This window comes from Pseudomonas sp. NFPP04 (assembly GCF_900113815.1).
Lineage (GTDB): Bacteria > Pseudomonadota > Gammaproteobacteria > Pseudomonadales > Pseudomonadaceae > Aquipseudomonas > Aquipseudomonas extremorientalis.
This window is the reverse complement of record NZ_FOQS01000006.1, coordinates 177336-200867: the sequence shown is the minus strand read 5'-3', so window position 1 is coordinate 200867 and position 23532 is coordinate 177336. Positions and strand designations below refer to the sequence as shown.

At 62.2% G+C, this 23532-nt stretch carries 26 protein-coding genes and 1 pseudogene; 20 read left to right on the top strand and 7 right to left on the bottom strand.

What is annotated here, in order from left to right; all coding sequences use genetic code 11:
- The first annotated feature begins 24 nt into the window (after positions 1 to 24).
- The 11 genes from BM017_RS15360 to BM017_RS15310 all read left to right on the top strand — a co-directional run bounded on the left by BM017_RS15360 (position 25) and on the right by BM017_RS15310 (position 10194).
- Positions 25 to 1824 (top strand): DUF2341 domain-containing protein, encoded by a 1800-nt coding sequence (locus tag BM017_RS15360; RefSeq protein WP_092245864.1) that lies wholly within the window; start codon positions 25 to 27, stop codon positions 1822 to 1824.
- 11 nt (positions 1825 to 1835) lie between these two features.
- Positions 1836 to 2261, top strand: a complete 426-nt coding sequence (locus tag BM017_RS15355) for an ExbD/TolR family protein (protein WP_010564254.1) — start codon at positions 1836 to 1838, stop codon at positions 2259 to 2261.
- Positions 2262 to 2264: 3 nt separating this feature from the next.
- The gene (locus BM017_RS15350) at positions 2265 to 2969 is read left to right on the top strand and encodes an energy transducer TonB family protein (protein WP_092245862.1); all 705 of its coding nucleotides are present in this window, start codon (positions 2265 to 2267) and stop codon (positions 2967 to 2969) included.
- A gap of 43 nt (positions 2970 to 3012) precedes the next feature.
- Positions 3013 to 4713: a putative porin gene (locus tag BM017_RS15345; RefSeq protein WP_092245859.1), complete on the top strand. Its 1701-nt coding sequence runs from the start codon at positions 3013 to 3015 to the stop codon at positions 4711 to 4713.
- Between the two features lie 18 nt (positions 4714 to 4731).
- The gene (locus BM017_RS15340) at positions 4732 to 5358 is read left to right on the top strand and encodes a DNA repair protein (RefSeq protein ID WP_092245856.1); all 627 of its coding nucleotides are present in this window, start codon (positions 4732 to 4734) and stop codon (positions 5356 to 5358) included.
- A gap of 20 nt (positions 5359 to 5378) precedes the next feature.
- The gene (locus tag BM017_RS15335) at positions 5379 to 5831 is read left to right on the top strand and encodes a YbjN domain-containing protein (protein ID WP_170856083.1); all 453 of its coding nucleotides are present in this window, start codon (positions 5379 to 5381) and stop codon (positions 5829 to 5831) included.
- Positions 5828 to 6769, top strand: coding sequence for a peptidylprolyl isomerase (locus tag BM017_RS15330; RefSeq protein ID WP_092245853.1), 942 nt, complete (start codon positions 5828 to 5830; stop codon positions 6767 to 6769). The genes BM017_RS15335 and BM017_RS15330 overlap by 4 nt, the downstream gene beginning before the upstream one ends.
- Positions 6770 to 6820: 51 nt before the next feature.
- The gene (locus BM017_RS15325) at positions 6821 to 7798 is read left to right on the top strand and encodes a LysR family transcriptional regulator (RefSeq protein WP_092245850.1); all 978 of its coding nucleotides are present in this window, start codon (positions 6821 to 6823) and stop codon (positions 7796 to 7798) included.
- 309 nt (positions 7799 to 8107) lie between these two features.
- Positions 8108 to 8662, top strand: a complete 555-nt coding sequence (locus BM017_RS15320; protein ID WP_092245847.1) for a histidine phosphatase family protein — start codon at positions 8108 to 8110, stop codon at positions 8660 to 8662.
- Positions 8663 to 8707: 45 nt separating this feature from the next.
- Positions 8708 to 9463 carry a precorrin-6A synthase (deacetylating) gene (gene cobF / locus BM017_RS15315; RefSeq protein ID WP_092245844.1) on the top strand — a complete coding sequence of 252 codons (756 nt, stop codon included), beginning with the start codon at positions 8708 to 8710 and terminating at the stop codon, positions 9461 to 9463.
- Between the two features lie 11 nt (positions 9464 to 9474).
- Positions 9475 to 10194, top strand: a complete 720-nt coding sequence (locus BM017_RS15310; protein WP_092245842.1) for an alpha/beta hydrolase — start codon at positions 9475 to 9477, stop codon at positions 10192 to 10194.
- A 69-nt stretch (positions 10195 to 10263) separates the two neighbouring features.
- Here the strand turns inward: BM017_RS15310 and BM017_RS15305 are convergent, their stop codons facing one another.
- Positions 10264 to 10818, bottom strand: a complete 555-nt coding sequence (locus BM017_RS15305) for a DcrB/PsbP domain-containing protein (protein ID WP_092245839.1) — start codon at positions 10816 to 10818, stop codon at positions 10264 to 10266.
- Between the two features lie 73 nt (positions 10819 to 10891).
- Complete coding sequence (locus tag BM017_RS15300; protein ID WP_071491240.1) at positions 10892 to 12700, bottom strand: monovalent cation:proton antiporter-2 (CPA2) family protein; 1809 nt, start codon at positions 12698 to 12700, stop codon at positions 10892 to 10894.
- 117 nt (positions 12701 to 12817) lie between these two features.
- Here BM017_RS15300 and BM017_RS29365 point away from each other — a divergent pair.
- From BM017_RS29365 to BM017_RS15285, 3 genes and pseudogenes are all read left to right on the top strand, one after another.
- Positions 12818 to 13016, top strand: a pseudogene (locus BM017_RS29365) (type II toxin-antitoxin system RelE/ParE family toxin); the annotation flags it as partial.
- A gap of 144 nt (positions 13017 to 13160) precedes the next feature.
- Positions 13161 to 14714 (top strand): DUF726 domain-containing protein, encoded by a 1554-nt coding sequence (locus BM017_RS15290; protein WP_092245836.1) that lies wholly within the window; start codon positions 13161 to 13163, stop codon positions 14712 to 14714.
- Positions 14715 to 14755: 41 nt separating this feature from the next.
- Positions 14756 to 16078, top strand: coding sequence for an Nramp family divalent metal transporter (locus tag BM017_RS15285; protein WP_092245833.1), 1323 nt, complete (start codon positions 14756 to 14758; stop codon positions 16076 to 16078).
- A gap of 23 nt (positions 16079 to 16101) precedes the next feature.
- Here the strand turns inward: BM017_RS15285 and BM017_RS15280 are convergent, their stop codons facing one another.
- The 3 genes from BM017_RS15280 to BM017_RS15270 all read right to left on the bottom strand — a co-directional run bounded on the left by BM017_RS15280 (position 16102) and on the right by BM017_RS15270 (position 17911).
- Positions 16102 to 16479: a type II toxin-antitoxin system VapC family toxin gene (locus BM017_RS15280; protein ID WP_092245829.1), complete on the bottom strand. Its 378-nt coding sequence runs from the start codon at positions 16477 to 16479 to the stop codon at positions 16102 to 16104.
- Complete coding sequence (locus BM017_RS15275) at positions 16476 to 16835, bottom strand: type II toxin-antitoxin system Phd/YefM family antitoxin (RefSeq protein WP_256575635.1); 360 nt, start codon at positions 16833 to 16835, stop codon at positions 16476 to 16478. Before BM017_RS15275 ends, BM017_RS15280 begins: the two co-directional genes overlap by 4 nt.
- A gap of 143 nt (positions 16836 to 16978) precedes the next feature.
- Positions 16979 to 17911, bottom strand: a complete 933-nt coding sequence (locus BM017_RS15270; RefSeq protein WP_092246176.1) for a LysR family transcriptional regulator — start codon at positions 17909 to 17911, stop codon at positions 16979 to 16981.
- Positions 17912 to 18027: 116 nt separating this feature from the next.
- On the opposite strand from BM017_RS15270, the gene BM017_RS15265 reads away from it, so the two are divergent.
- The 6 genes from BM017_RS15265 to BM017_RS15240 all read left to right on the top strand — a co-directional run bounded on the left by BM017_RS15265 (position 18028) and on the right by BM017_RS15240 (position 21369).
- On the top strand, positions 18028 to 18516 hold the full coding sequence (locus BM017_RS15265) for a DMT family transporter (RefSeq protein WP_092245823.1): 489 nt from the start codon (positions 18028 to 18030) through the stop codon (positions 18514 to 18516).
- 4 nt (positions 18517 to 18520) lie between these two features.
- Positions 18521 to 18973: a DMT family transporter gene (locus BM017_RS15260; RefSeq protein ID WP_092245820.1), complete on the top strand. Its 453-nt coding sequence runs from the start codon at positions 18521 to 18523 to the stop codon at positions 18971 to 18973.
- An 89-nt stretch (positions 18974 to 19062) separates the two neighbouring features.
- Positions 19063 to 19233 carry a metallothionein gene (locus BM017_RS15255; RefSeq protein ID WP_081049255.1) on the top strand — a complete coding sequence of 57 codons (171 nt, stop codon included), beginning with the start codon at positions 19063 to 19065 and terminating at the stop codon, positions 19231 to 19233.
- Between the two features lie 120 nt (positions 19234 to 19353).
- Positions 19354 to 20118 carry an AraC family transcriptional regulator gene (locus BM017_RS15250; RefSeq protein ID WP_092245816.1) on the top strand — a complete coding sequence of 255 codons (765 nt, stop codon included), beginning with the start codon at positions 19354 to 19356 and terminating at the stop codon, positions 20116 to 20118.
- Positions 20119 to 20206: 88 nt separating this feature from the next.
- A complete protein-coding gene (locus BM017_RS15245) occupies positions 20207 to 20380 on the top strand; it encodes a DUF1427 family protein (RefSeq protein ID WP_076955279.1) in 174 nt (57 codons plus the stop codon).
- Between the two features lie 29 nt (positions 20381 to 20409).
- Complete coding sequence (locus tag BM017_RS15240) at positions 20410 to 21369, top strand: quinone oxidoreductase family protein (RefSeq protein ID WP_092245813.1); 960 nt, start codon at positions 20410 to 20412, stop codon at positions 21367 to 21369.
- A 9-nt stretch (positions 21370 to 21378) separates the two neighbouring features.
- On the opposite strand, the gene BM017_RS15235 is transcribed toward BM017_RS15240, so the two are convergent.
- Complete coding sequence (locus BM017_RS15235; protein ID WP_092245810.1) at positions 21379 to 22407, bottom strand: purine-nucleoside phosphorylase; 1029 nt, start codon at positions 22405 to 22407, stop codon at positions 21379 to 21381.
- Positions 22408 to 22421: 14 nt separating this feature from the next.
- Positions 22422 to 23369: a nucleoside-specific channel-forming protein Tsx gene (locus BM017_RS15230; protein WP_092245807.1), complete on the bottom strand. Its 948-nt coding sequence runs from the start codon at positions 23367 to 23369 to the stop codon at positions 22422 to 22424.
- Between the last annotated feature and the right edge of the window lie 163 nt (positions 23370 to 23532).

Genomic DNA, 23532 nt, shown 5'->3' with positions numbered 1-23532 from the left:
CTTTTTCTTCCGGAGACTTCACCCATGCAACGCCTATTCCTGAGCCTGTTGATCTGCCTGGGCTTCGCGCTCCCGGCCACCGCCCATGCCTGGTGGCAGGACGACTGGCACTACCGCAAACAGATTTCGGTAGACACCACCGCCCAAGGCGCCGCGATCAGCCAGGCCCTGGGTCGCACTGCACTGCTGGTGCGCCTGCACACCGGCAACTTCACGTTTGACGGGGTCAAGGACGACGGTTCTGACCTGCGTTTTGTGAGCGCCGACGACAAGACCGTGTTCAACCACCAGATCGAAAGCTTCGACCCACTGATGGGCATGGCGCTGATCTGGGTCGATGTGCCCAAGGTCGAAGGCGGCCAGCGCCAGGACCTGTGGATGTACTACGGCAACCAGAAGGCCCCGGCCACGGCCAATGGGCAACTGACCTTCGACCCGAACTACACCGCGCTCTACCACTTTGACGGGGCCAATGGCACCCCGGCCCGGGACACCACGGCCTACGCCAACACCGCGTTGAACGCCACCGGCGCGAGCATCGACGGCGTGATCGGCCGCGCCTTGCAGTTGAGCGGCCAAGCGTTGATGTTGCCGGCCAGCCCCTCGTTACAGCAGGCGGCGGGCGGCGCGTTCACGTTCAGCGCCTGGTTGCGCCTGGACCAGGCCAGCGGCGAGCAAGCGGTGCTGGCCCGTCGCGACGGCGGCCATAGTCTGTTGCTGGGCCTGAACCAGGGCATGCCGTTCGTGGACGTCGACGGCCAGCGCGCCGTCTCCACTCAACCGCTGAACCCTGGTCAATGGCAGCACCTGGCGTTCACCGCCGAGGGCGATAAGGTCACGCTGTATGTGAATGGCCGCGAAACCGCGACCCTGGCGCAGGCCTTGCCGGCGTTCAATTCTCAGATAGCCATCGGCGCCGACCTTCCGGAAGCCGGCAGCACCCACCTGCCATTCGCCGGTGCCATCGATGAGCTGCGCCTGTCCAAGGTGGCACGCCCGGCTGCGCTGTTGCTGGCCGATGCCAGCGCCCAGGGCGCCGAGTCGAAGCTGGTGGCCTACGGGGTGGATGAAGAACAATCCGGCTTCGGTTTCGGCAGCCTGGGCTTTTTGCTCAACGCCGTACCGGTGGATGCCTGGGTGATCATCCTGGTGCTGGTGGCGATGATGTTCCAGTCGTGGGTCATCATGCTGCGCAAGAACCGCCAGGTCAGCCGTGTAAGCAGTGCCAACGAGGTCTTCCGCGAGCACTTCGCGCAGATCGGCACCCGCCTGGAGATGTATGCCGACGACGCCCTGTTGGGTGAGCGCCTGACTCATTCTTCGCTGTGGCGCCTGTACCTGGTGGCGGTCAAGGAGATCCGCACCCGCCGTGCCCAGGGCGCCGATACCTCGTCGGTGTCGGCGGCCACCATCGAAGCCATTCGTTGCTCCATGGATGGTGTACGTACCCGCGAGAACCAAGCGCTCAGTTCCAGACTCTCGACCCTGTCCAACGCCATCGCCGGCGGCCCGTACATCGGCCTGCTCGGCACGGTGCTGGGGATCATGGTGGTGTTCCTCGGCACGGCGATGGCCGGTGACGTGAACATCAACGCGATCGCCCCTGGCATGGCGGCGGCGTTGCTGGCGACGGCCATGGGCCTGTTCGTGGCGATCCCCGCGCTGTTTGGCTACAACCGCCTGATCACGCGCAACAAGGAAGTCAGTGCGGACATGCGCGTGTTCGTCGACGAGTTCATCACTCGCCTGGCGGAGATGCACGGCGAGAGCCAGCACAGTGAAGCCGCGCACCGCCGCGAACATCACGCATCGGTTCCGGCCTGAGGAGAATCGCCATGGCTTCCGTAAATGCCTCCCACGACGATGACGATGACGCGGCCGTCGACAGCATCAACATCACGCCCCTGGTGGACGTGCTCATGGTGGTGCTGGTGATGTTTATCCTCACCGCTACCGCCCAGGTGTCCGGTATTCAGATTCACCTGCCCAAGGCCAGCGCCTCGGTGTCGTTGTCGCAGGCCAAGACCAAGGCCATCTCCGTGAATGACGGCGGCCAGGTGTTCCTCGACGCCTATCCGGTGACTCTCGGCGAGCTGGAAGAGCGCCTGCGCATCGAGAAAGCACTGAACCCGGACTTCCCGGTGATCGTGCGCGGCGATGCGATGGTGCAGTACCAGAAAGTGATCGAAGTGCTCGACCTGCTGCGCCGGCTCGAGCTGTCCCAGGTCGGGCTGGTCACCGGCAAACCGAGCCAGGGCTGAGTCATGACTGCACAGATCCCGATCGCGCCACCGCCTGTGAAAAACACGCCGCCGTTGCGCCCGTTGAAGTGGGGCGCCGGCCTGTTGCTGGGCGCCGTCGCCGCCTGGTTCTTGTGGCAGTGGGCCAACGACATGAGCGGCGTGCGCCGTGAAGCGCCGAAGGTGCCGACGATTATCCCGTTGCCGCCGCCACCACCGCCACCGCCGGAAAAACCCAAGGAGCCCGAGCCCCAGGTCGAAGAAAAAGTCCCGGAACCGGTGCCGAGCCCCGAGCCCGAAGAGGTCAAGCCGGTCGAGGAAGCGCCGCCTTCGCCTGACGAGGATTTGGCCAACCCGATGCAGATCGATGGCGACGCCCAGTCCGGCAATGACGGTTTCAACATCGGTGCCGGCAAGGGCGGCGGTATGGCCGGCAGCGGTGGCGGCGGGCTGGGGACCGGCACCTACAAGCAGTACCTGGCCGGCACTTATCAACGGCTGATGCGCGAGGATCCTGAGCTGCGCAAGAAGGCCTTCTCGATACAGATAGACCTGTGGCTGGGCGCCGATGGCCAGGTCACCAAGGCGCTGGTGGCCAAGTCCAGCGGGGATGCCGAGACCGATGCGCAGATGCTCGCCTTGATCCAGGCGCCGCGTGCCACACAAAAACCACCGGCGTCGCTGACGCTGCCCATGCGCCTGTCCCTCAAGGGCCGGCGCCCGGATTGATTGAATCCTTTTTTCCAACGGTTTTTACAGGAGTTGCGTACACATGATTTCCCCCGTGAATCGACTGACCCTGGCGGTCGGCATGGTCATCGCGACCCTGGTCGGCCAGGCGGCTGCGGCCCCGGTTGCGCCCTCGGAAAACGTCACCATCAACCTGATCCGCCTGCTGGTGCAGCAGGGCGTGCTGAGCCAGGACACCGCCAACGGGCTGATCGCCCAGGCCGAAAAAGAAGCCCGGCAGGCGCGCCAGGCGAATGCCGCGCCGGTGGTGGCCGCAGGCCCGGCCGCAGCCCCCGGCGATGTGCGGGTGCAATACGTGCCGCAGGCGGTGAAGGATCAGATTCGTGACCAGGTCAAGGCCGAGGTCATGGCCACCGCCAAGCAGGAAAACTGGGCGCAGCCCAATACTTTCCCGGACTGGATCTCGCGCATCAGCTTTGACGGGGATATCCGCCTGCGGGATGAGTCGCGCTACTTCTCGGGCAACAACAGCAACGAGATCGTCGACTACGCCAAGCTCAATGAAAGTGGCCCGTACGACACCAACAAAGACACCAACACCAAGCTGCCACCGCTGCTCAACACCACCAAGGACCGCGAAAACCTGTTCCGCCTGCGCGCTCGCCTGGGCATGAAAGCGGTACTGTCGCCGGACTGGACCGCTGGCATTCGGGTGGGCACCGGCTCCGACAACAACCCGGTGTCCACCACCCAAACCCTGGGCGGTGGCTTTGGCAAGAAGGACATCTGGCTCGACCAGGGTTACCTGAGCTGGAAGGCCAGCCCGGACGTGACCCTTACCGCCGGGCGTTTCGCCAACCCGTTCTATTCCACCGACATGATGTATTCGGGCGACCTGAACTTCGACGGTATCGCCGCCAACTTCAACCACGCGCTGAACAGTGAGTGGGGCCTGTTCGGCACCCTGGGCGCGTTCCCGGTGGAGTACACCTCCGACTCGGCCAGCAGCAACGGTTTCGACAAGGAAGACAGCGATACCAAATGGCTGTTTGGCGGGCAGATCGGCGCCAACTGGAAGATCAACCGCGAAAACAGCCTCAAGGGCGCGTTGGCGTACTACCACTTCGACGATATCGAAGGGAAGCGCTCCGGCGCTTGCCAGCCCTGGTCCGGCCAGCCGGCCTGTGACAGCGACGGTTCACGCCTGGCCTTCATGCAAAAGGGCAACAGCGTGTTCCTGCTACGCGACATCACCCCCAACCCGGCGACGCCCGGCCTGACCCCGCAGCCGCAGTTCGTGGGCCTGGCGTCCAAGTTCGACGTGCTCGACCTCAACCTGGCCTGGGATGCCGAGCTGCCGAGCGACTTCAAACTGCGCACCCAGGGCAATTACATCCACAACCTGGCCTACGACAAGGGCGAAATGCTCAAGCGCAGCGAAGGCCAGATCGTCAACAACATCAACAGCAACGGTCAGTTTGAAAGTGGCGGCAATGCGTTGATGGTTTCGTTCACCCTCGGCAGCGCGCTGGAAATGCGCAAGCGTGGCGACTGGAACGTACTGGCCGGCTACAAGTACATCCAGCCTGACGCCTTGCCCGACGGCTTCAACGATTCGTCGTTCCACCTGGGCGGCACCAACGCCAAGGGCTACTTCATTGGCGCCAACTACGGCATCGAAAAGAACATCTACGCCAGTGCGCGTTGGTTGAGTGCGTCCGAAGTGTATGGCGCGCCGTTCGAGGTGGATGTGATGCAACTGGAACTCAACACGCGCTTTTGATGCGCAGGGAGATGCCACATGAACACGCGAATCTGCGGGTTGTTACTGCTGCTGGTCGCTACCGGCGCTACGGCTGAAGGCATGGAGGAACGCCTGCGCACGCAACTGCGCAGCACCACCCAGCAATTGCAGGCCTTGCAAAGCGAACAGGCCCAGGCCAGCGCCGCGCGCCTTGCCGCTGAAAACCAGGCCAGGCAAGCCCAGGCGCAAATCAAGCAACTGACGGCCGAGTTGGACAAGGCTCGCGGCGTGGCCGAGCAATTGGCCGGCCAGCAACAGAGCCTGCACAGCCAGGCGCAGGCCCAGATGGCGGCCAGCAATGAGCAGATCGGCAAGTTCAAGAAAGCCTATGACGAACTGCTGGTGCTGGCCAAGGGCAAAGAGGCTGAGCGTGCACGCTTGCAGGCACAACTGAGCGAACGTGACACACAAGTGCAGCAATGTTCAGTCAAGAATCAGCAGATGTACGGCGTGGCCCAGCAGTTACTCGCGGCCTACGAAAAAATCGACGTGGCCGAGGTGATGAGTATCCGCCAGCCGTTCGCCAGCAGCGCCCGGGTCAAGTTCGAGGAACTGGCCCAGGGCTTTGGCGACGATTTGTACAAGAGCCGTTTCGACGCACCCCAGGCAACCGCCAATCATTGATAGACAGGGAAGAGATCTCCATGAGCGAATTGATCACCAGCGTCACCCCCCAGAGCCTCACCGAGTTGCTGCAGGAAGCCGGCTACCGGGTCAACCAGACTGAGCAAAATGGCATCGTGCAATTGCTCAGCGCCAGCCAGGGCATCGGCTTTGCGGTGCGCTTCGGTAACCCGGCGGCGGAGCAGGGCGGCTATGTGGATTTCACTTACAGCTGCGCGCTGCGGATCCAGGGCGAGCTGCCCGAAGGCCTGGCCCAGGTGTGGAACGCTTCGCGGCGCTTTGCGCGTTTGTCCGTGCAGGGCGAATTCCTGTTGATGGAAATGGACGTGGTGGTAGCGGGCGTGGGCGCTACGCACCTGCGTAGCCAGCTGGAGTTGTGGGACCGCCTGTTGCAGGAATTTATCGTCTACCTGCGTGAGTACAGCCAGCAGGCCGCGCAGTTGCAGGCTGAAACCGAGGCACCGGTATTGTGAAGAAACCAACCCTGATGGTCGGCGCGGGTGCGCTGGCTTTACTGGTGGTGGCGGTGGGCTTGAGCCTGCGACCGGGCAGCGACCCGGTGGCGGCGCAGCAACCGGCACCGGTGATCAGCCCTGTATCGGCTGGGCCGGCGGTGGCCCGCCTGGGCAATCAGCAGATCGACCTGACGGAGCTGAAAACCGTGCTGGCCAGCCTGCCTGCCGAGTCCCGTGAGCAATTGCGCGGCAACCGTGGCGCGCTGGAAACCTGGATTCGCTCACGCCTGGCGCAAAAGGCTGTGCTTGAACAAGCCGATGCCCAGGGCTGGCGCCAGCGCCCCGACGTGGAGCAGCAGACCCGTGCGGCCACTGAGCAGATCGTGTTTCGCGACTACATGCTCTCGGTCAGCCAGGTGCCGGCCGATTACCCCAGCGCGGCGGAGTTGCAGCAGGCCTACGACAGCGGCAAGGCCCAGTGGGTAACGCCGCCGTTGTATCGCGTGAGCCAGATTTTCCTGGCGACCAATGACCCGCAAACCGTCGATAACGTGCGCCGCCAGGCCCAGGAGCTGAGCCGCCGCGCCCAGGCCGCACCGGGTGATTTCGCCGCCCTGGCCACCCAATATTCCCAGGACGCCGACTCCGCCACGCGCGGCGGCGACTCGGGCATGCAGCCGTTGCAGCAACTGGTGCCGGAAGTGCGCAGTGCGGTGTCGCGCCTCAAGGTCGGTGCCGTGTCGGACGTGGTGCAGAGCGCGGCGGGGTTCCATGTGCTCAAGCTCACCGGCCAGCAACCGGCGCGCACCGCGACCCTCGACGAACTGCGTGAACGCCTGACCCAGGCCCTGCGTGCACAACGCCAGGAACAGATCGCCAAGGCTTACCTCGAAGGCATGCTCAATACCGCCACCCTGAGTATCGACGGCGCCGAGTTGAACAAAGTGCTGGAGTAGTACGCGTCAACCCGCATTGGATGCACAGACTGACAAGACAGGGAGTCTCCCATGGCATTTCTAGAACCGTCTGCCCCTCAGGGGCCGTCCGCTTATCGTGCGCCAGCCGAAGGCCGCAGCAGTTGGCAGGCCCTGGCCCATGAGATCGACCCGGAAGTGGCGCGCTATTTCCTGGTAAGTGCACGCTGCGGCTGTTTCATGCAGGCGGCGCGCAGTTTGAATATCAAGGCCACGCTGTTGCGCAAGCGTCTGGCGCAGTTGGAGGAACACCTGCGGCATTCGCTGTTCAGCTACCAGGGCAATGGCTTGGTGCTCAGTCGCGATGGCCAGCAGCTGCAGGCGCAGCTGATTGCCCTGGCCCATGAACGACGCCTGCCTGTGACGGAGCAGCCGCTGATTCGGCTGGCCGTGGCCGAGCCGATCCTGCATGACATCCTTGGGCGCGATCTGATCGCGTTGCTGCGCCGCAATGCCAGCGTGCGCCTGGAGATCATCTCCATCGACAGTCAGTTGTCGTTGCAGGCGGTAGAGGTGGATGTGGTGCTGTGGCTGTCGGACGCCGACGGGCCGGTGCCGGGTCCGAGCTTTGCCACTGAGCCACCCCGAGCCTTGGCGCGCTTGCAGTATCTGCCGCATATCGCCAAGCGTTATTCGCGGTTGACCACGCGGCCGGACAGTGTGGAGGACCTCGACGATTACATGCTGGTGCAATGGCAGCCGGATGCGCAGGTGGGGGCTTTGCAGGCGTGGAACCAAGTGGTGCAGCAGCGCCTGGCGGCAGTGGTGCAGGTGCAGGCGTATTCGCTGATGCTGGAGATGATCCGTTGTGGCGCGTGCATTGGGTTGCTGCCGCAGTACATGAGCAGCTTTGACCGGGGGCTGGTGGCGTTGCCGGGGTTATTGGCCGAGAGCATGCAGCGCCAGGTGTGGTTGGCGGTGAATGCGCAGGTGCGGGATGAGGAGGCGGTGCGGATGATTGTGGAACTGATCGTTGGCACCTTTGAAGGTCGGCGGGAGTGGTTTGACTGACAGATTTCTCTTAGGCCACCCAATCCCACTGTGGCGAGCGGGCTTGCCCCGCGTTGGGCTGCGTAGCAGCCCCAGTGAAGGCACTGAGGTATTCCTGAAAGAACTCAGCGTCGGGTTTTGGGGCTGCTGCGCAGCCCAACGCGGGGCAAGCCCGCTCGCCACAAAATCCAGTTGTCACCGATGCACCGAGGCGTGCGTATCGCAGGCAAGCTCCCACAGGAAAAGCAGACTGACGGTCGCCGCCATTGCGCGACTGGGATAACTGCGCCAGTCTTGGTGGCCTCATTCCCTGGGTCCAAGCACGCTGCGATGCAAGCCACACGTCTGACACTCATTTGCCATGCCCTCACGTCCCTGCAGAAACAGGGGCGTTTCTGCGATGACGAGCCGGTGGCGATGGATTGGCAGGGCGCGGCCGACTCCCTCGCCGGGCGTTACGGGAAAACGCCGCGTTTACTCTGCGCTCCCGAGCTGCGTACTCGACAGACGGCTGGCTTGTTCGGCAATGACGCTGTGATCGAAGACGCCCTGCGCGATGCTGATTTCGGCCAGTGGAAAGGCCAGGCCATCAACCAGCTCAGTAGTGATGAGTTGAATACCTGGCTCACCGACAGCACCTTCGCGCCCCAGGGTGGAGAGTCAGTCGATGAAGTCTGTACACGTGTAGCGCAGTGGCTGAAAACCCTCGAAACCCAACCCGGCCATATCGTCGCCATCACCCACCCCTTTGTGATCCGCGCCGCGTTGTTGCAGGTGATGCAGTTCCCGCTGTCGATGTTCTACCGTATCGACGTCGAACCGTTGTCCGCCACCGAGCTACGCTTCAACAACGTCTGGCGCCTGCGCCTGGAAACTCACGCCTGAGCGCCTGAACATGGCAAAATCCACGCCCCGCACTGAGAGCAACCCATGAAACGCATCCTGATCATCGGCATTGGCGCCGGCAACCCTGACTACATCACGATGCAGGCCGTGAAGGCGCTCAACCGCACCGACGTGTTTTTCCTGATGGACAAGGGCCAGAGCAAAGACAAGTTGATCGACCTGCGTCGCGAGATCTGCGAGACCTACATCACCGAGCCGGGCTATCGCTTCGTGGAGGCCGAGTGCCCCGAGCGCGTGCGCGGCGATATCGACTACACCACCGCCGTGCAGGACCTGAACCGCGACAAGCAGCAGACCTTCGAACGCATGATCAACGAAGAAATGGCTGACGGTGAAGTAGGTGCTTTCCTGGCCTGGGGCGACCCGGCGTTATACGACAGTACCATCCGCATTTTGCAGGCGATTCTGGCCAGTGGCCGTTGCGCCTTTGAGTTCGAGGTGATCCCCGGTATCACCAGCGTGCAGGCGCTGGCCGCGCAGCACAAAGTGGCGCTGAACCGTATCGGCAAGTCGGTCGAGATCACCACCGGGCGCCGTCTGGCGGCGGGGCAGGCGAGTGATGCCGACACCCTGGTGGTGATGCTCGATGCGGAAGACTCCTACCGCACCGTGGCCGATCAAGGCCTGGACATCTACTGGGGCGCCTACCTGGGCACGCCGGATGAAATCCTTATCAGCGGCAGGGTCAGTGAAGTGGCAGAAGAAATCGAACGGGTGCGCAAGGCGGCGCGCCTGGAAAATGGCTGGATCATGGACACTTATCTGCTGCGCAAACCCTGAGGTCACGTCCCATGCTCAAACTGTTTGCCCTGGCACTGACCCTGGTGGTCGGCGTCGCTCATGCCGACGATACGCTGCACACCGACTTGCCGTTGTCGTACCTGGAACAGACCCAGGGCGATGCGCGCAACCAGCCGCTGGTGATTTTCCTGCACGGTTTCGGCAGTGACGAAGAGGATTTGTTCGGCATCAAGGACGCGTTGCCGTCCACCTGGACTTACCTGTCGGCCCGCGCGCCGATGCCGGTGGACCCCCACGGCTATCGCTGGTTTACCAAGACGCCCGGTGACGGCGAATACGATGGCGAGACCGCCGACCTGCAACGCAGCGCCAGGCTGATCGAAGAGTTTGTCGGTAAAGCCACCGTCAAATACCACACCCAGCCGGATCGGGTGTTCCTGGTGGGCTTCAGTCAGGGCGCGATCATGTCTTACGAGGTGGGGTTGCGTCGGCCGGAACTGCTGCGTGGGATCGCGGCGTTGAGTGGCAGCGTGTTGCCGGTGCTCAAGGCTGAGCTGAAGCCGGATGCGTCACTGGGCAAGCTGGCGATTTTCATTGGCCACGGCACTTTGGACCAGGCGCTGCCTTATGCGTCGGCCACTCGGGCGAATGAGGTGTTGACGGGGTTGGGATTGAAGCCGGAGTTCCACGGGTATCCGGGCATGCCGCATACCATCAGTGAAACGGAAGTGCAGGACCTGAAAGCCTGGCTGGAAAAGAGCCTGAATTAAAAGCGGTCAAAGATTGTGGGAGGGGGCTTGCTCCCCCCCCACATGTGGATCGGGTTGTCTGGAAGACTGTTATTTCCCGCCGGTAATCTGCCTCACCAGCGCGGCATGCCCCTTTGCGTCATCGGCCCGCGAGATTGCCTGGATCACCAGCAGGTGGTTGCCCGAACCGCCCAGGAACGTGGAGTTCAGCGTCTTGCCGCCGCCCTGGGTGGCGGTACTGTCCACCTGGCGCAGGCCCAGACCCTTGAAGGTCAGCTTCTTCTCGCTCTGTTTCTTGAAGTCCGGCAGGGCGGCGCTCTGGTCCTTGACGAAGCCGGCTACGGCGCCGTCCAGGAATTTCGCGTCGTTATCCCCAATAGTTACCCCATCGTTGCGCACGGTTTCGGCGACGATCACCACGCTTTTCGTGGTCTGGTTGGCATACATCGTGCCTTGGGTATCGGCAGTGCCATCCTCGGCCTTGCCTGCCGGCAGGGTGTCGGCGGCGTAGGCCTTGGGCAAGTTGAAGGTGAACTTGCCGCCCAGGGTGGAGATGGTTTGCGTGGTCGGCTTGGACGCGGCAAACACGCTGCCGGCGGTCAGCGCGAGGGCCAGCAGGACGGCGGTCTTGGTGAAAGTGGCCATGAAGCGCTCCAGGGGATGAACGAAATTGCGGCGTATTCTGTCAGAAAAATCGCAATCTCGTTCATTGGCAGCCTCACAGCTTGTCGGACTCTTCCTCAAGTCGATCCATCTCAAACAGCCGCGCCAGTTCTGCCCGTGCCTCCTGGGCGGTCTGCATCACCTTGGCCGCGTCGTCGTACACCGCGTGTTGCGCGGCCAGCACTTGCAGGTCGTGGTTCTTGAAGCGGGTGATGCGCGCATCGGCCTGGGCCTGGCTCAAGCCGAGGCCCACCAGGGTGCGGCGGCTCATTTCCAGGCTGGAATAGAAGGTCTCGCGAACCGGCGAGGCGTCCAGGTCGACCAGGCGGTGCACGTGCTGGCGGTTACGTGCACGGGCGATGATCTGCATGTGCGGGTAGAGGTTGCGCACCAACTCGGCGGTCTTGATATTGATCTCAGGGTCGTCCATGGCGATCACGAAGAACTCCGCCTGGTCGACCTTGGCCGCGTGCAGGATCTCGGGGCGTTGCGGGTCGCCGTAGAATACCGGCATGCCGCCGAAGCTGCGGGTCAGCTCAATGGTTTCCACCGAGGTGTCCAGGGCGATGAACGAGATGTTCTGTGCCCGCAGGATCCGCGCCACGATCTGGCCCATACGGCCCATGCCGGCGATCACCACGCGTGGCGCATCGCTTTCGATGGTGCGATATTCCTCGGGCACTTCCACCGGCTTGGCCTTGGGCTTGAACAGCTTCGGGCACACCAGCAGCAACAGCGGCGTCACCGCCATGGACAGGGTGATGGTCAATACCAGTACGTCGTAGAGGTGCGGTTCGAACAGGCCCTGGTCGCGGCCGATCTTGAACACCACGAAGGCAAATTCACCCCCGGCCGCCAGCACCACGCCCAGACGCAGGGCGCTTTCGCGATTGAGGTCACCCACCATGCGGCCCACGGCATACAGCAGCGGCAATTTCAGGCCTATCAACAGCAGCGTCAGGCCAATCACCACCAGCGGCGAGCTGAGCAACAGGCTGAGGTTGGCGCCCATGCCCACGCTGATGAAGAACAGCCCCAGCAGCAGGCCCTTGAATGGCTCGATCTGCGATTCCAGTTCGTGGCGGTACTCCGAGTCCGCCAGCAGCAGGCCGGCGAGGAAGGCGCCGAGGGCCATGGACACGCCCACCAATTCCATCAACCACGCCGTACCAATCACCACCAGCAGCGCGGTGGCGGTGGATACTTCACGCAGACCGGTCTTGGCCACGATGCGAAACACCGGTCGCAACAGGTAGCGTCCGCCGATGATCACCACGGCGATGCTGCCGAGGATCTGCAGTACGTGTTGCAGGCCCTGGGCCTCGGTGGTCGGGTGATCGCTGCCGGCCAGCAGCGGCACCATGGCGATCAGCGGGATCGCGGCGATGTCCTGGAACAGCAGGATGGCAAAGGCCAGGCGACCGTGGGGCTGGTTCAGCTCCTTGCGCTCGGCCAGGCTTTGCAGGCCGAAGGCAGTAGACGACAGCGCCAGGCCCAGGCCCAGCACGATAGCGCTGTTCCACGACTGGCCAAACAGCCACAACGCCACCACGCCCATTACCAGGCCGGTGAGCAGCACCTGCGCCAGGCCGACGCCGAACACCGCCTTGCGCATCACCCACAGACGCTTGGGTGACAGTTCCAGGCCGATGATGAACAGCAGCAACACCACACCCAGCTCGGAGAACTGCGCGACGCTTTGCGGGTTGCCGATCAGGCCGAGCACCGAGGGGCCGATGATCACACCGGCGAACAGATAGCCCAGCACCGCGCCCAGTTGCAGGCGTTTGGCCAGGGGCACGGTCAGCACGGCGGCGAGCAGGAACACCACGGCTGCTTGTAACAGGTTGCCTTCATGGGGCATTGGGAACTCCAGGATCTTCAAAACCAATCAACAGGCGGGTATTAGAGCGCTTTTTACATATGGATAATTGTGTTTTTGCGGCGCAGGAGGGGGAACACGCAGTATTTTTCAAGGTTCCGAGCGCTTCGCGTGTTGTATGCCTTTGATCCGCCGATGTGCGTTGTTGCTGATCGGTGGAGACAAGACAGGGCGACACCGATGGTATGAGGAACACGTCCCGATGGCAGAAAAGCTATATGACGTGCATTTGGAAACATTGCAAAAGCCCGGCACGTGCAGGGCTTTGTGTTATCTGGTTATTAATCGCCTTGCATGACCGCAACTTGCCCGACCGGTGCGAGGTTCACTGGCCGGCGATACAACCCTACTGCCAACCGGGCGCCTTTTCCCCCAGCGGTACGGCGATGAGCCTCGTCCTTTGTTACTATCGCCGTCCCTTGTCGCCAGGAGTCACTGCCCCATGCAGCACCAGTGGGATGAAATGCACCGCACCCGCAAGCCCACCTTCGTACTGTGCGGCGAGCCTCAGGGCGACGTGCTCAATCTCTATGTTCACGGTTATTCGGCGTTCTTCAATCGGCAACAACTGGGTGGCTTCAAGGAGCAGTTGGCGAGTATCGAAGGTTCGACCAACCTGATGCTGTTCTGGCCGGCCGGGCATTTCCTGGAAAATCTGTTTGCACCCTTCAAGGAGGTGATCGGCGCAGTGCTGGGCGGCGGCAGCCTGGGCGCGGCGACCGTCGGGGTGGGCAAGGCGATCGCCTATTTTCTCGATCACTACAAAAGCGTCGAGGCGCGGGTGGACGAAGTCGCCAAAAGCCTGTTGCCGGAACTGGCCAACTACCTGCACGGTGAATCCCTTGATGTACGGCGTATCAACCTGATCGGCCATTCCCTGGGTGCGCGGATCCTGGTCAAGAGCTTGCTCGCCAGCCCCGAAACCGCCCGTGAGCTGCCGTTGGACAACCTGTTGTTGATGGGCGGGGCGATCTGCACGTCGAGCCCGTGGGACGTGGTGTCGGCGCCGCTCAAGGGGCGAGTGATCAACTGCCACTCCAGCAAGGACTGGGCCTTGGCCATAAAGCCGGACACCGAACGCTGTATCGGCCGTTATGCAATCCCGGTGACACCGGCGCTCAAGGCCAAGGTCACCAACGTGCACCTGGCGACTTTCGATCACGCCGCCTATTGGCCGCAGTTGCAGACGGTGGTGCAGTACACCGACCTGCTGCATGAACGGCGCGGCATGATCCGCTCTGACCAGCGCAGTGCTGAAGTGCGTTTTGCCGAGGAGGACATCGATTTGTTCCCGGCGCTGGTGCAGGCCCGGCCGGAAGAGTTGAAGTTCCTTGCCGAATTGATGGCGCAAAAGCGCAGTGCATCGATAGACGCCACGGTGCGCGAGCCGCTCAAGTTGGCTGTTGAGCTGCAACGCATGGGCGGCGATACCTTCATGAACCTGGCCCGTGGGCATGGCGTGGGTTACCGCCAGATCGCCGAAGATGTGGCGCAGCGGCTGGGGATCAAGTTCGACGAGCCGCTCGATACTGTCGCGCTGGCCGACCTCGAAGCCCGGGTTGCCGAGAAGCTTATCGAACGGTACAAGGACAAACTCAGCAACGCGGACCGCCAGGTATTCGACGCAGAACTCAAGGCTGCCGCGCAAAAGGAGCAGGGCTTGTTCAGCCGTTTTGACGTAGGCCGTTCGGCTGCCACCGCGTTGAGCGGCACGGCGTTGGCCGGGCTCACCGGTTTTATCCTGCGCCGTGGCGCGGCCACGGCAATCCCGGTGGTGGGCCAGGCGTTGGCGGCGGCGATGCTGGTGGTGAGCGGCATGCGAGCATTTTCCGGCCCGGCGTATTCGATCACCACGTTGGCCGTGCTGGTGATCGGCGTGATTCGCCAGCGCATGGAGCGTGAAGCGCTGAACCAGGAGATGGACCTGGTGGTGCAGGTGGTGGAGGCATTCGACCTGCCACGGGACACGGTGATGCGCACGGTCGTGTCCGACTGATAAGCTGCATCCTTGTCTTGTATGTTTGCCTGGGATACCGCGTGAAATTCAGCCTGCCGAAAATTGCTACCGCCCCGTTCTGCCCGCCGGAAGTGGCCGGCTCCGTCGCCGTTGACCCCAAGGCCTCGTTCTTCAAGCGCATGTTGATGTTCGCCGGCCCTGGCTTGCTGGTCTCCATCGGCTATATGGACCCGGGCAATTGGGCCACGGCCATCGAGGCCGGTTCGCGCTACGGCTACAGCCTGTTGTTCGTGGTGTTGCTGGCCAGCCTGGCCGGGATGGCGGTGCAGTGCCTGTGCTCGCGGCTGGGCATCGCCACCGGCAAAGACCTGGCGCAGCTGTGCCGTGAGCGCTACAGCAAGGGTTCCGCTCGTACCCAATGGGTGCTGGCGGAAATCTCCATCATCGCCACCGACCTTGCCGAAGTGTTGGGCTGTGCCCTGGCATTCCACTTGCTGCTGGGGGTATCGCTGACCACCGGCATTGTGATCACCGCCTTTGACACGCTGTTGGTCCTGGCCCTGCAAAACCGGGGTTTCAGGCGCCTGGAAGCGATCATGCTGGCGCTGGTGGCGACCATCGGCGTGTGTTTCTTTATCGAACTGGTGCTGATCAAGCCGTACTGGCCGGACGTGTTCGGTGGTTTCGCCCCGTCACTCTCGGCCATCAGCGACGCGGCGCCGCTGTATCTGGCCATAGGTATCCTCGGGGCCACCGTAATGCCCCATAACCTCTACCTGCACAGCTCCATCGTGCAAACCCGCCTGATCGGCAAGGACCTCGCCAGCAAAGTGGATGCGGTCAAGCTGGCGCGTATCGACACCATCGGTTCATTGGCCCTGGCGCTGCTGGTCAACGCCGCGATCCTGATTCTCGCCGCCGCCGCTTTCCACAAGACCGGCCACACTGAAGTGGTCGAAATCCAGGACGCCTACCACCTGCTCGACCCGCTGGTGGGCGGTGCCTTTGCCAGCATCTTGTTCGGTATTGCGCTGTTGGCGTCCGGGCAAAGCTCTACCTTTACCGGCACCATCGCTGGGCAGGTGATCATGGAGGGCTACCTCAACCTGCGCATCCCCTGCTGGCAACGTCGTCTTATCACCCGTGGGTTGGCGCTGATTCCGGCGTTTGTGGGGGTATGGCTGATGGGCGACGATGCCATCGGCAAATTGCTGATCCTCAGCCAGGTGGTCCTCAGTCTGCAGTTGCCGTTCGCGCTGTATCCGTTGATCCGCATGACCGGCGATAAACAGCTGATGGGGCCATTCGTGAATCGGCTACCAACGCGGTTGCTGGCGTGGTTTCTGTTTGCGCTGATCAGTGGGGCGAATGCCTGGTTGATTGGGCAGTGGGTGTTTGGTTGAGGTGGTGCTGTCGTCGAGATGAGTTAGACCAGGATCGCCAAGGACGTGTATTGGGCGATGCCTGGATCGGCCGTCAATAGCCTCATGGGTTCGCTCATGGCTGTCGCTACGATGAGCCGATCAAAAGGGTCCTTGTGATGGTGTTCGAGATCCTTGACCGCGATGGCATGTTCCGAGGTGACGGGCAGCTCGACAAATCCGCTTTCCAGGCAGTACTCACGGATTTCATCCAGATCGACAGCGAGTTTCCCCAGGCCGACCTTGATTGCCATCTCCCAGAATGTCGCAGCGCTGATGTAGACCTCTGCGGCATTCTCAATCAGCTTCCTGGCTTTGCCGGATAGCCTGGGGTCTTCCGTCAGGGTCCAAAGCAGAATGTGGGTGTCCAACAGCACTCTCATGCAGGCTTGCCTTCGAAGGCATCCAGCAGATCGTCAGGCAAAGGTGCGTCGAAGTCTTCGGGAATGATGAACCTGCCTTTCATGGCACCGATTCTGCGACCCTTGGATTTCCCCATGGGCACAAGCTGTGCCATCGCACGTCCATGTTTGGCTATGGTGATGACCTTGCCCACAGCGGCCTCATCCACCAGTTTTGACAGATTGTTTTTCGCTTCGCCCAAAGGAACCGTGATCATGTGGTTATCCCCATATTTTGGCCAAATATAGCCAAAACTGGGTGCGCTATCAAAGACGGCCAGACCACTGGCGGACGCGGCACGCTCAGATCGCGATGGTTTGTGATACGTGACTTTCATGGCAGTTCTCTAAAGGAAGATATCGCAAAAGTCTGCCGTATAAGGCTTGGCCAGAAGAATACTGGCCCGGAAAAACAGAATGGAACTACTTCCTCCTGTAAGAAAATTCCTGATGTGGCGATGTTTCTCCCGAGCCTCTTTGCTCACCGATCCCAATACGGCACCCCCCCAAAACACTCCACAAAATAATCAATCACCGTCCGCACCTTCAGCGACAAGCGCCGGCTGCCCGGCCACAGTGCCGCAATCTGCTGCGGTTCCAGGGTTGTCGCCACTTCATAGTCGGTCAGCACCGCCTGCAACGTGCCTGCGCGCAAGCCTTCGCCGATCAACCAGGAGGGAAACACCACCAGCCCCAGCCCTTGCTCGGCGGCATGGGTCAAGGTGTCGGCATGGTTGCCGGTGATCGGGCCCTTGACGCTGTAGGGCGTCCAGTCGCCCTGGCCCTTGCGAAAGAACCAGCGCTGCTGGCCGGTGATGCCTTTGTAGGCCAGGCATTGATGGTTGCTCAGCTCGTCGGGGTGCTGCGGGGTGCCATGCCGGGCCAGGTAGGCGGGGCTGGCGGCGATGCGAAAGCGTTGGGGCGCGAAGATGCGGGCCTGCATGCTGGAATCGTTGAGCACGCCGATGCGGAACAGCAGGTCGGTACCGTCCTGCAGTGGGTCGACGTAGGTGTCGGTCTGCTGGATGTCCAGTTGCAGCTTCGGATAGCGTCTGCACAATTCGCCCAGCCACGGTGACAGGTGACGCTGGCCGAATACCATGGGTGCATTGATGCGCACCAGGCCGCTGGGCTCGCTTTCCTGTTCCTGCAACGCCTGGCCGGCGGCTTCCAGTTGTTCCAGCATCAACCGCGCATGCCGCCCCAGCAGCCGACCGGCTTCGGTGGGGCTGACCGCGCGGGTGTGACGGTACAGCAACTGTTGGCCAAGAGCCTGTTCCATCAGCTGTATCTGCCGGGAGATAGAGGAGGGTGCCAGGCCTTCGCGGCGAGCCACTTCGGAGAAGCTGCCCAGGTCCAGAACGGCCACGAACAGGCGCAGCGCCTTGAAACTCAATTCATTCAAGCCTTGCATCATGTCTCCAGGCTGTGCGTTTTGCGCAAAGGTGTTGTCGATATGCTCCCATTTATCGCACAGCACGGCCACCGGATAATGCGCGCCTTGTTTCCTTTCTTGAGCGCGGGTGATGTATGCAAGCAAGTTCCATCGAGGGTGTGGCGCAAGCCAGGCCGAAAAAAAACATCTTGAGGTTGCTGTTGCTGCCGCTGGTGATCCTGGCCGGCATGGGCCTGTCGGTAGAAGCCGGGTTGCTCGGCCCGCTGGGTGTGCAGGTCGGCCACTTGTGGGCGACCCTGAGCATTTTCGGGGTGGGCTCGGCGATCCTGTATCTGCTGCTGTTGTTCAGTGGCCCGCAAAAGGGCCCGGCGCTCTCCGAACTGCCGCGCTGGCAGCTGATCGGCGGTTTCCTGGGACCGATCTACGTGGTCGTGCTGACCCTGGCCACGCCGCATATCGGTATTGCGATGACCATGATCGCGATTTTGTCCGGGCAGGTCGGCAAGAGCGTGCTGATCGACCATTTCGGCTGGTTCGGCTCGGCGCGCAAGCGGGTCAATTGCGAACGCTGGATTGCTCTGGCGCTGATTGTGGTGGCACTTGTTCTGATTGCACGAGGTTAAGGCGATGAATCTGATTCTGTTACTGGTAGTGGTGGTCGCCGCAGGTGCGGTGTTGAGCGTGCAAGCGGCGATCAACGGTCGCCTGGGCCAGGCGGTGGGGGTGTTGCGTGGCAGCCTGGTGACCTTCTCGGTGGGGGCGATTGTCACCGCGTTAATGATTTTCTTCTTTGAACCCGTCCAGGCGGTGAGCCTGCTGGACGTGCCGAAATGGCAACTGACCGGTGCGTTGTTCGGTGTGGTGTACATGATGGTGATGGTCGGCGCGGTGCCGGTGGTCGGCACGGCCGTTGCCACCGTCGCGGTGATCGTCGGCCAATTGGGCATGGGCATGCTGATCGACAACTTCGGCTGGCTGGGCAACCCGGCCATCGAGCTGTCGAGCGGCCGCATCGTGGCGATGGCCTGCCTGGCGTTGGCGCTGGTGTTCATGTATCGCAGCAATACCCGCACCGACTGATGGCTTGAACCAACGAAGGCGGGCCGCAGTCACTGCTTAAGGTGTCGGCGTCCGCCGCACCGGGACGACCATGAAGAAGGAGTCTGACCATGCCAGATAAAACCTGTGCCTGCCCACACTGCAAATGCGTGCTGGGACCTGATGCGGTCATGAAGGACGGCAAGGGCTATTGCTGCCAGGGCTGTGCCGAGCACCATGCCCATGGTGAGCCGTGTGCGGCTGCGACGGGGTGTGAATGTGCCAAGTCTGCCAAAGGCTAGCGGTGTTTGAACCGGTGGGAGCATGCGTGCTCCCACACGGTTTGCGGGCCGCAAAAATCACTCGGATTGTCGTGCGGCGGTGATTACCATAGCGACTCTCCTTCGAATGATGTGCATCCCATGGCCCTGGCCGCGCCGCCTGACCTCAGTGATCCTGCCGTTCCCGTGCAACCTTTGGCGCGCACCTATCCGCGTGGGCTCTACATTGAGCCCCACAGCCACGACTGGGGCCAGTTGCTCTATGCCATGAGCGGCGTGATGTGGGTCGACACCCCGCAGGAAGCGCTGGTGGTGCCGCCACAGCGTGCCGTATGGCTGCCGCCCGGCGTGGAGCATGGTATCCGCGTGGTCTCGGACTTGCAGATGCGCAATATCTACCTGCGCCCGGCCCTGGCGGCAACGCTGGACAGCCAGGTGCAGGTGATCGAAGTCGGTGGGTTGTTGCGCGAGCTGATCGTCACGTTGGTGGACGAGGGCGACAACGGTGAGGTGGCTTACTACGACGCGCTGGTCAGCCTGGCCTTGCTGGAGCTGCAACGGGCGCGTCGCTCGCCGATTCGCATCGCCATGCCGGTGGAGGCCGACCGCCGGCTGATCAATGCCTGTCAGGCGGTCATGGCTGCGCCGTCCCTGGAGATCCCTTTCGAGCAGCATGCCGAAACCGCCGGCGCCAGCGTGCGCACCCTGGCGCGGCTGTTCCAGACCCACCTGGGCATGGGCTTTGCCGAATGGCGCCGCCAGGTGCAACTGGCCACGGCGGTGGCAGAGTTGATCCAGGGCCAGTCGGTCAGCGCCATCGCGCGTTCCCTGGGGTATTCGCCCAGCAGTTTCAGCGACATGTTCCGGCGTGAACTCGGTGTGGCGCCCTCGCAATACGTGGGCTGAGGGGTTGGCCGAAATCCTGAAGCACTTGGCCGATGCTTCAGGCTGGTGCTCTCTACACTGAGCGCATCCACCCACAAGGCGCTGCCCCATGAACTACCTCATTTCCCTGGCCATCGGCCTGTTTGTCGGCGTGATCTACGGCGCCCTCGACTTCCGCTCGCCCGCACCGCCGGCCATCGCCCTGATCGGCCTGATGGGCATGTTGCTGGGTGAAAAGCTCTGGCCCATGGGGCGGCAGCTGGTGGGCACCTGGTTCTCCTGATCTCTTTTTCTCTTCGATGGATATTGGCCATGAAAGCACTGCAATTTACTGCCACCGGCGACCTCAACAACCTGTGCTTTGTCGACGTCGCCACCCCGGTGCCGGCCGTGGGTGAAGTGCTGGTCCAGATCAGGGCTGCGGGCCTCAACCCCAGCGACGTCAAAAACGTGCTCGGTCGTTTTCCCTATACCACCTTGCCGCGCATCCCCGGCCGTGATTTCGCCGGGGTTGTGGTTGAAGGTCCGCAGGCGCTGGTCGGCCAGGAAGTGTGGGGCACCGGCCGTGACCTGGGCTTTTTTGCCGACGGCTCCCATGCCCAGTACCTCACCGTGTCGGCCAAGGGCGTGGCACATAAGCCTACCCACCTGAGTTTCGCCCAGGCCGCGAGCCTTGGTGTGCCGTACACCACCGCCTGGGATGCACTGGAGCGCAGTGGCGTGACCCAGGGCACACGCCTGCTGGTGATCGGCGCCAATGGCGCGGTGGGCAGTGCGACCCTGGCCCTGGCGAAGATCCGTGGCGCCCAGGTGCTGGCCGCCGTACGTCGCCCGGAACAGGTTGAAGTCTTGCAGAGCCAGGGCTTCGCCGCGATTGTCCTGGGCAAGCCGGAAGACCTGGGCGCGCACGTCAACGCCGTGTTCAAGGGCGGTGCGGATGTGATCTTCGACACCACCGGTTTCTGGCTGCCCGCCGCCGTGGCAGGCCTGGCACCGTTCGGCCGCATCGCCATTATCGCCGCACCGGTGGACGGCCATGTACAACTGCCGGCCCTGGCGTTGTACCGCAAGGGCGGTTCGGTGGTGGGGATCAATTCGTTGCTCTACAACTGCGAGCAGTGCGCGGTGATGCTGGAGCAGTTCGGGCGGTTCTTCGATGAAGGCTTGTTGCCGCTGCCCACCGGCCTGCGTGAAGTCGCGCTGGCCGATGGGGTGCAGTGCTTCGAAGAGGTGAACCAGGGCAGCGCAGACAAGCTCATCTTCCTGCCCTGATCCTGGCGGTCATGCCTCGGGAACACCTTTTTCCCAGGCCGACCAGTTGTTGAGGATCGCCTGTACCAGCGGGTTGCCCGTGCGGTACAGGTTCTCCAGCGCCGGGACAAAACCGCCCTGGTCCGCGTACTTCAACAGGTTATCCACTTCGCTGTAGCCCGGGTACGGCCGGTCGAAATCCGAACCGGCCCGCACCACCGCCAGGCGCTGGATGTCCACCAAACCTTCGCGGCTGGCGCGCAGCAGCGCTTCATAGGTGGAGTTGTCTTCCTGCTGCGTGGTGCAGTATTCGCCTTTGTTGTCGGTCAGCAGCTTGGTCCACACCTCGGCGCGCTCGCTCAAACGCGTGCCGGAGAACCAGGTGTTGCCCGCCAGGGTGTCGCAGCGCGTAACTTGTGGCGGCTGGTTGGCCGGGGCGGCCGGGTAGTGTTTGCGCCAGGCGCTGGATTCCTTGCTTTCCGTCAGCTCGACCTTCTGTGACAGGGCAAACGCCTTGGCCTGCAATTTGGGGTTCAGCTCAAACACTTCGGTCTTGTAGTCCAGCGGTGGTTTTTCGTTGGGGCCCTTTGTGTTGATGCCGAGATAGCCGGTCGGCCAATCCTTCGGCGCATCCCGTGAATCCAGCTCCCATTGGGTGCCGAATTCCACCAGGTAATGCGCCCACGCGGCGGTGCCGATCGTGCCGTGCTTGGGGCTGATACCGGCGATCCCGGCGATCAGGAAATAGCTTTGGCGCAGGTCGAACTTGGGCGAAAGGGCCAATGCCAGGGTGGAAGCCGCGGCGTTGGTCTGGCCCATGCCGGTGACCAGCAGGCACACATCCCGGGTATTGCAGCGGATCACCGGATATTCGGCGGACAGGCCCGGTACGCGCACTTCCTGCTTGAGTTCCAGGCGGTCGATCCAGGTTTGCGCCTCAGGGGCGAACATGGTGATCAGCATCACCTTGGGCTTGATCGGCGCGGGTGCATCGGCCAGCACCACCTGGGGCAGAAAGGCCAGGCCAGCGGCCATTGAGAGACGGGTCAATGCGTTCATCTAAAGCTCCTTGATCAGAATTGATAGCCCACGCCGGCGTAGTAACCCCAACCGTCCGAGCGGGCGCGGAAATTGCCTTCGCCGAAATTCAACTCGCTGCCGTCTTCCCAGTTGCCGCCGTTATGAAAGTAACGGCCGACCAGGGTGAAGCGCAGATGGGTAAACGAATACAGCAGCACGTTGGTGGCCACCAGCGAGTTGGCGGTGCGCGCCGGATTGTCCTTGTGCAGGTCCGAGCCAAAATCGTAGTTGGTAAAGCCGATGTAGGTCAGTGAAGCACCGTTATCGAATTTGCCGATCGGCACGATGTACTTCATTTGCGCACGGTAGCCGTCCCAGGAATATTCGTTGCTGGCGCCATAGTTTTCCCACTGGTAACGCCCGTAGAAGTTGGCCGACAGGTTGACCCGCGAGTGGGTGTCGATATCGGTGCCCAGGCCGCTGTACAGCGTATTGGCGCGGTTGGCCTTGTTGCTGCCGTGGTCGTAGATCCAGTCGAAGGCCACGTACCATTCCTTGAACGGCCCGATGGCCAGGCTGCGGCCCGCCAGGTAGTCGATGGAAATCCGCGGCTCATGCTCCATGAACACCGGCGAGCCATGGTCCCACACGCCCTTGTCATTACTGTTACCGATGGTGAGGATCTTCGGCACGTCGATATAGCCGTACAACTCGAAAGGCCCCTTGCGGCCGAAGTACTCGTACTCCAGGTACACGTCATCCTGCGGCTTGGGGCCGAAGCTGATGTCTTTGCTGCCGATCAGCGTCAGGTCCTGGTTGAACCAATCCGACAGGTACACGCCTTTTTTCGCCGGGTTGGCTTCCGGGCTGAGGGTTTCGCCCTGTGCTGAGTCATCGACGGGTTTTTCCTGCGCCAAAAGGGGCGCGCTGAGTAGTCCCGTAACGGCGGTCAGTAGCAAGGAAACACCAAAGCAGGTAGGACGCCTTGAGGTGGAATGCATTGAAAATCCCTATTCGTACGCGGTTTGAACCCGATTCTTCGGGTAGAGGTGAACTTGGTCGCCAAGTTCGTACCGCAAACGTTTGCACAGGCTGTACCAACTTTGCTCAATCGATTGATCAGCTTGGAAAAAAACAGGATTAGTCGACCTTTTGGTCAGAATT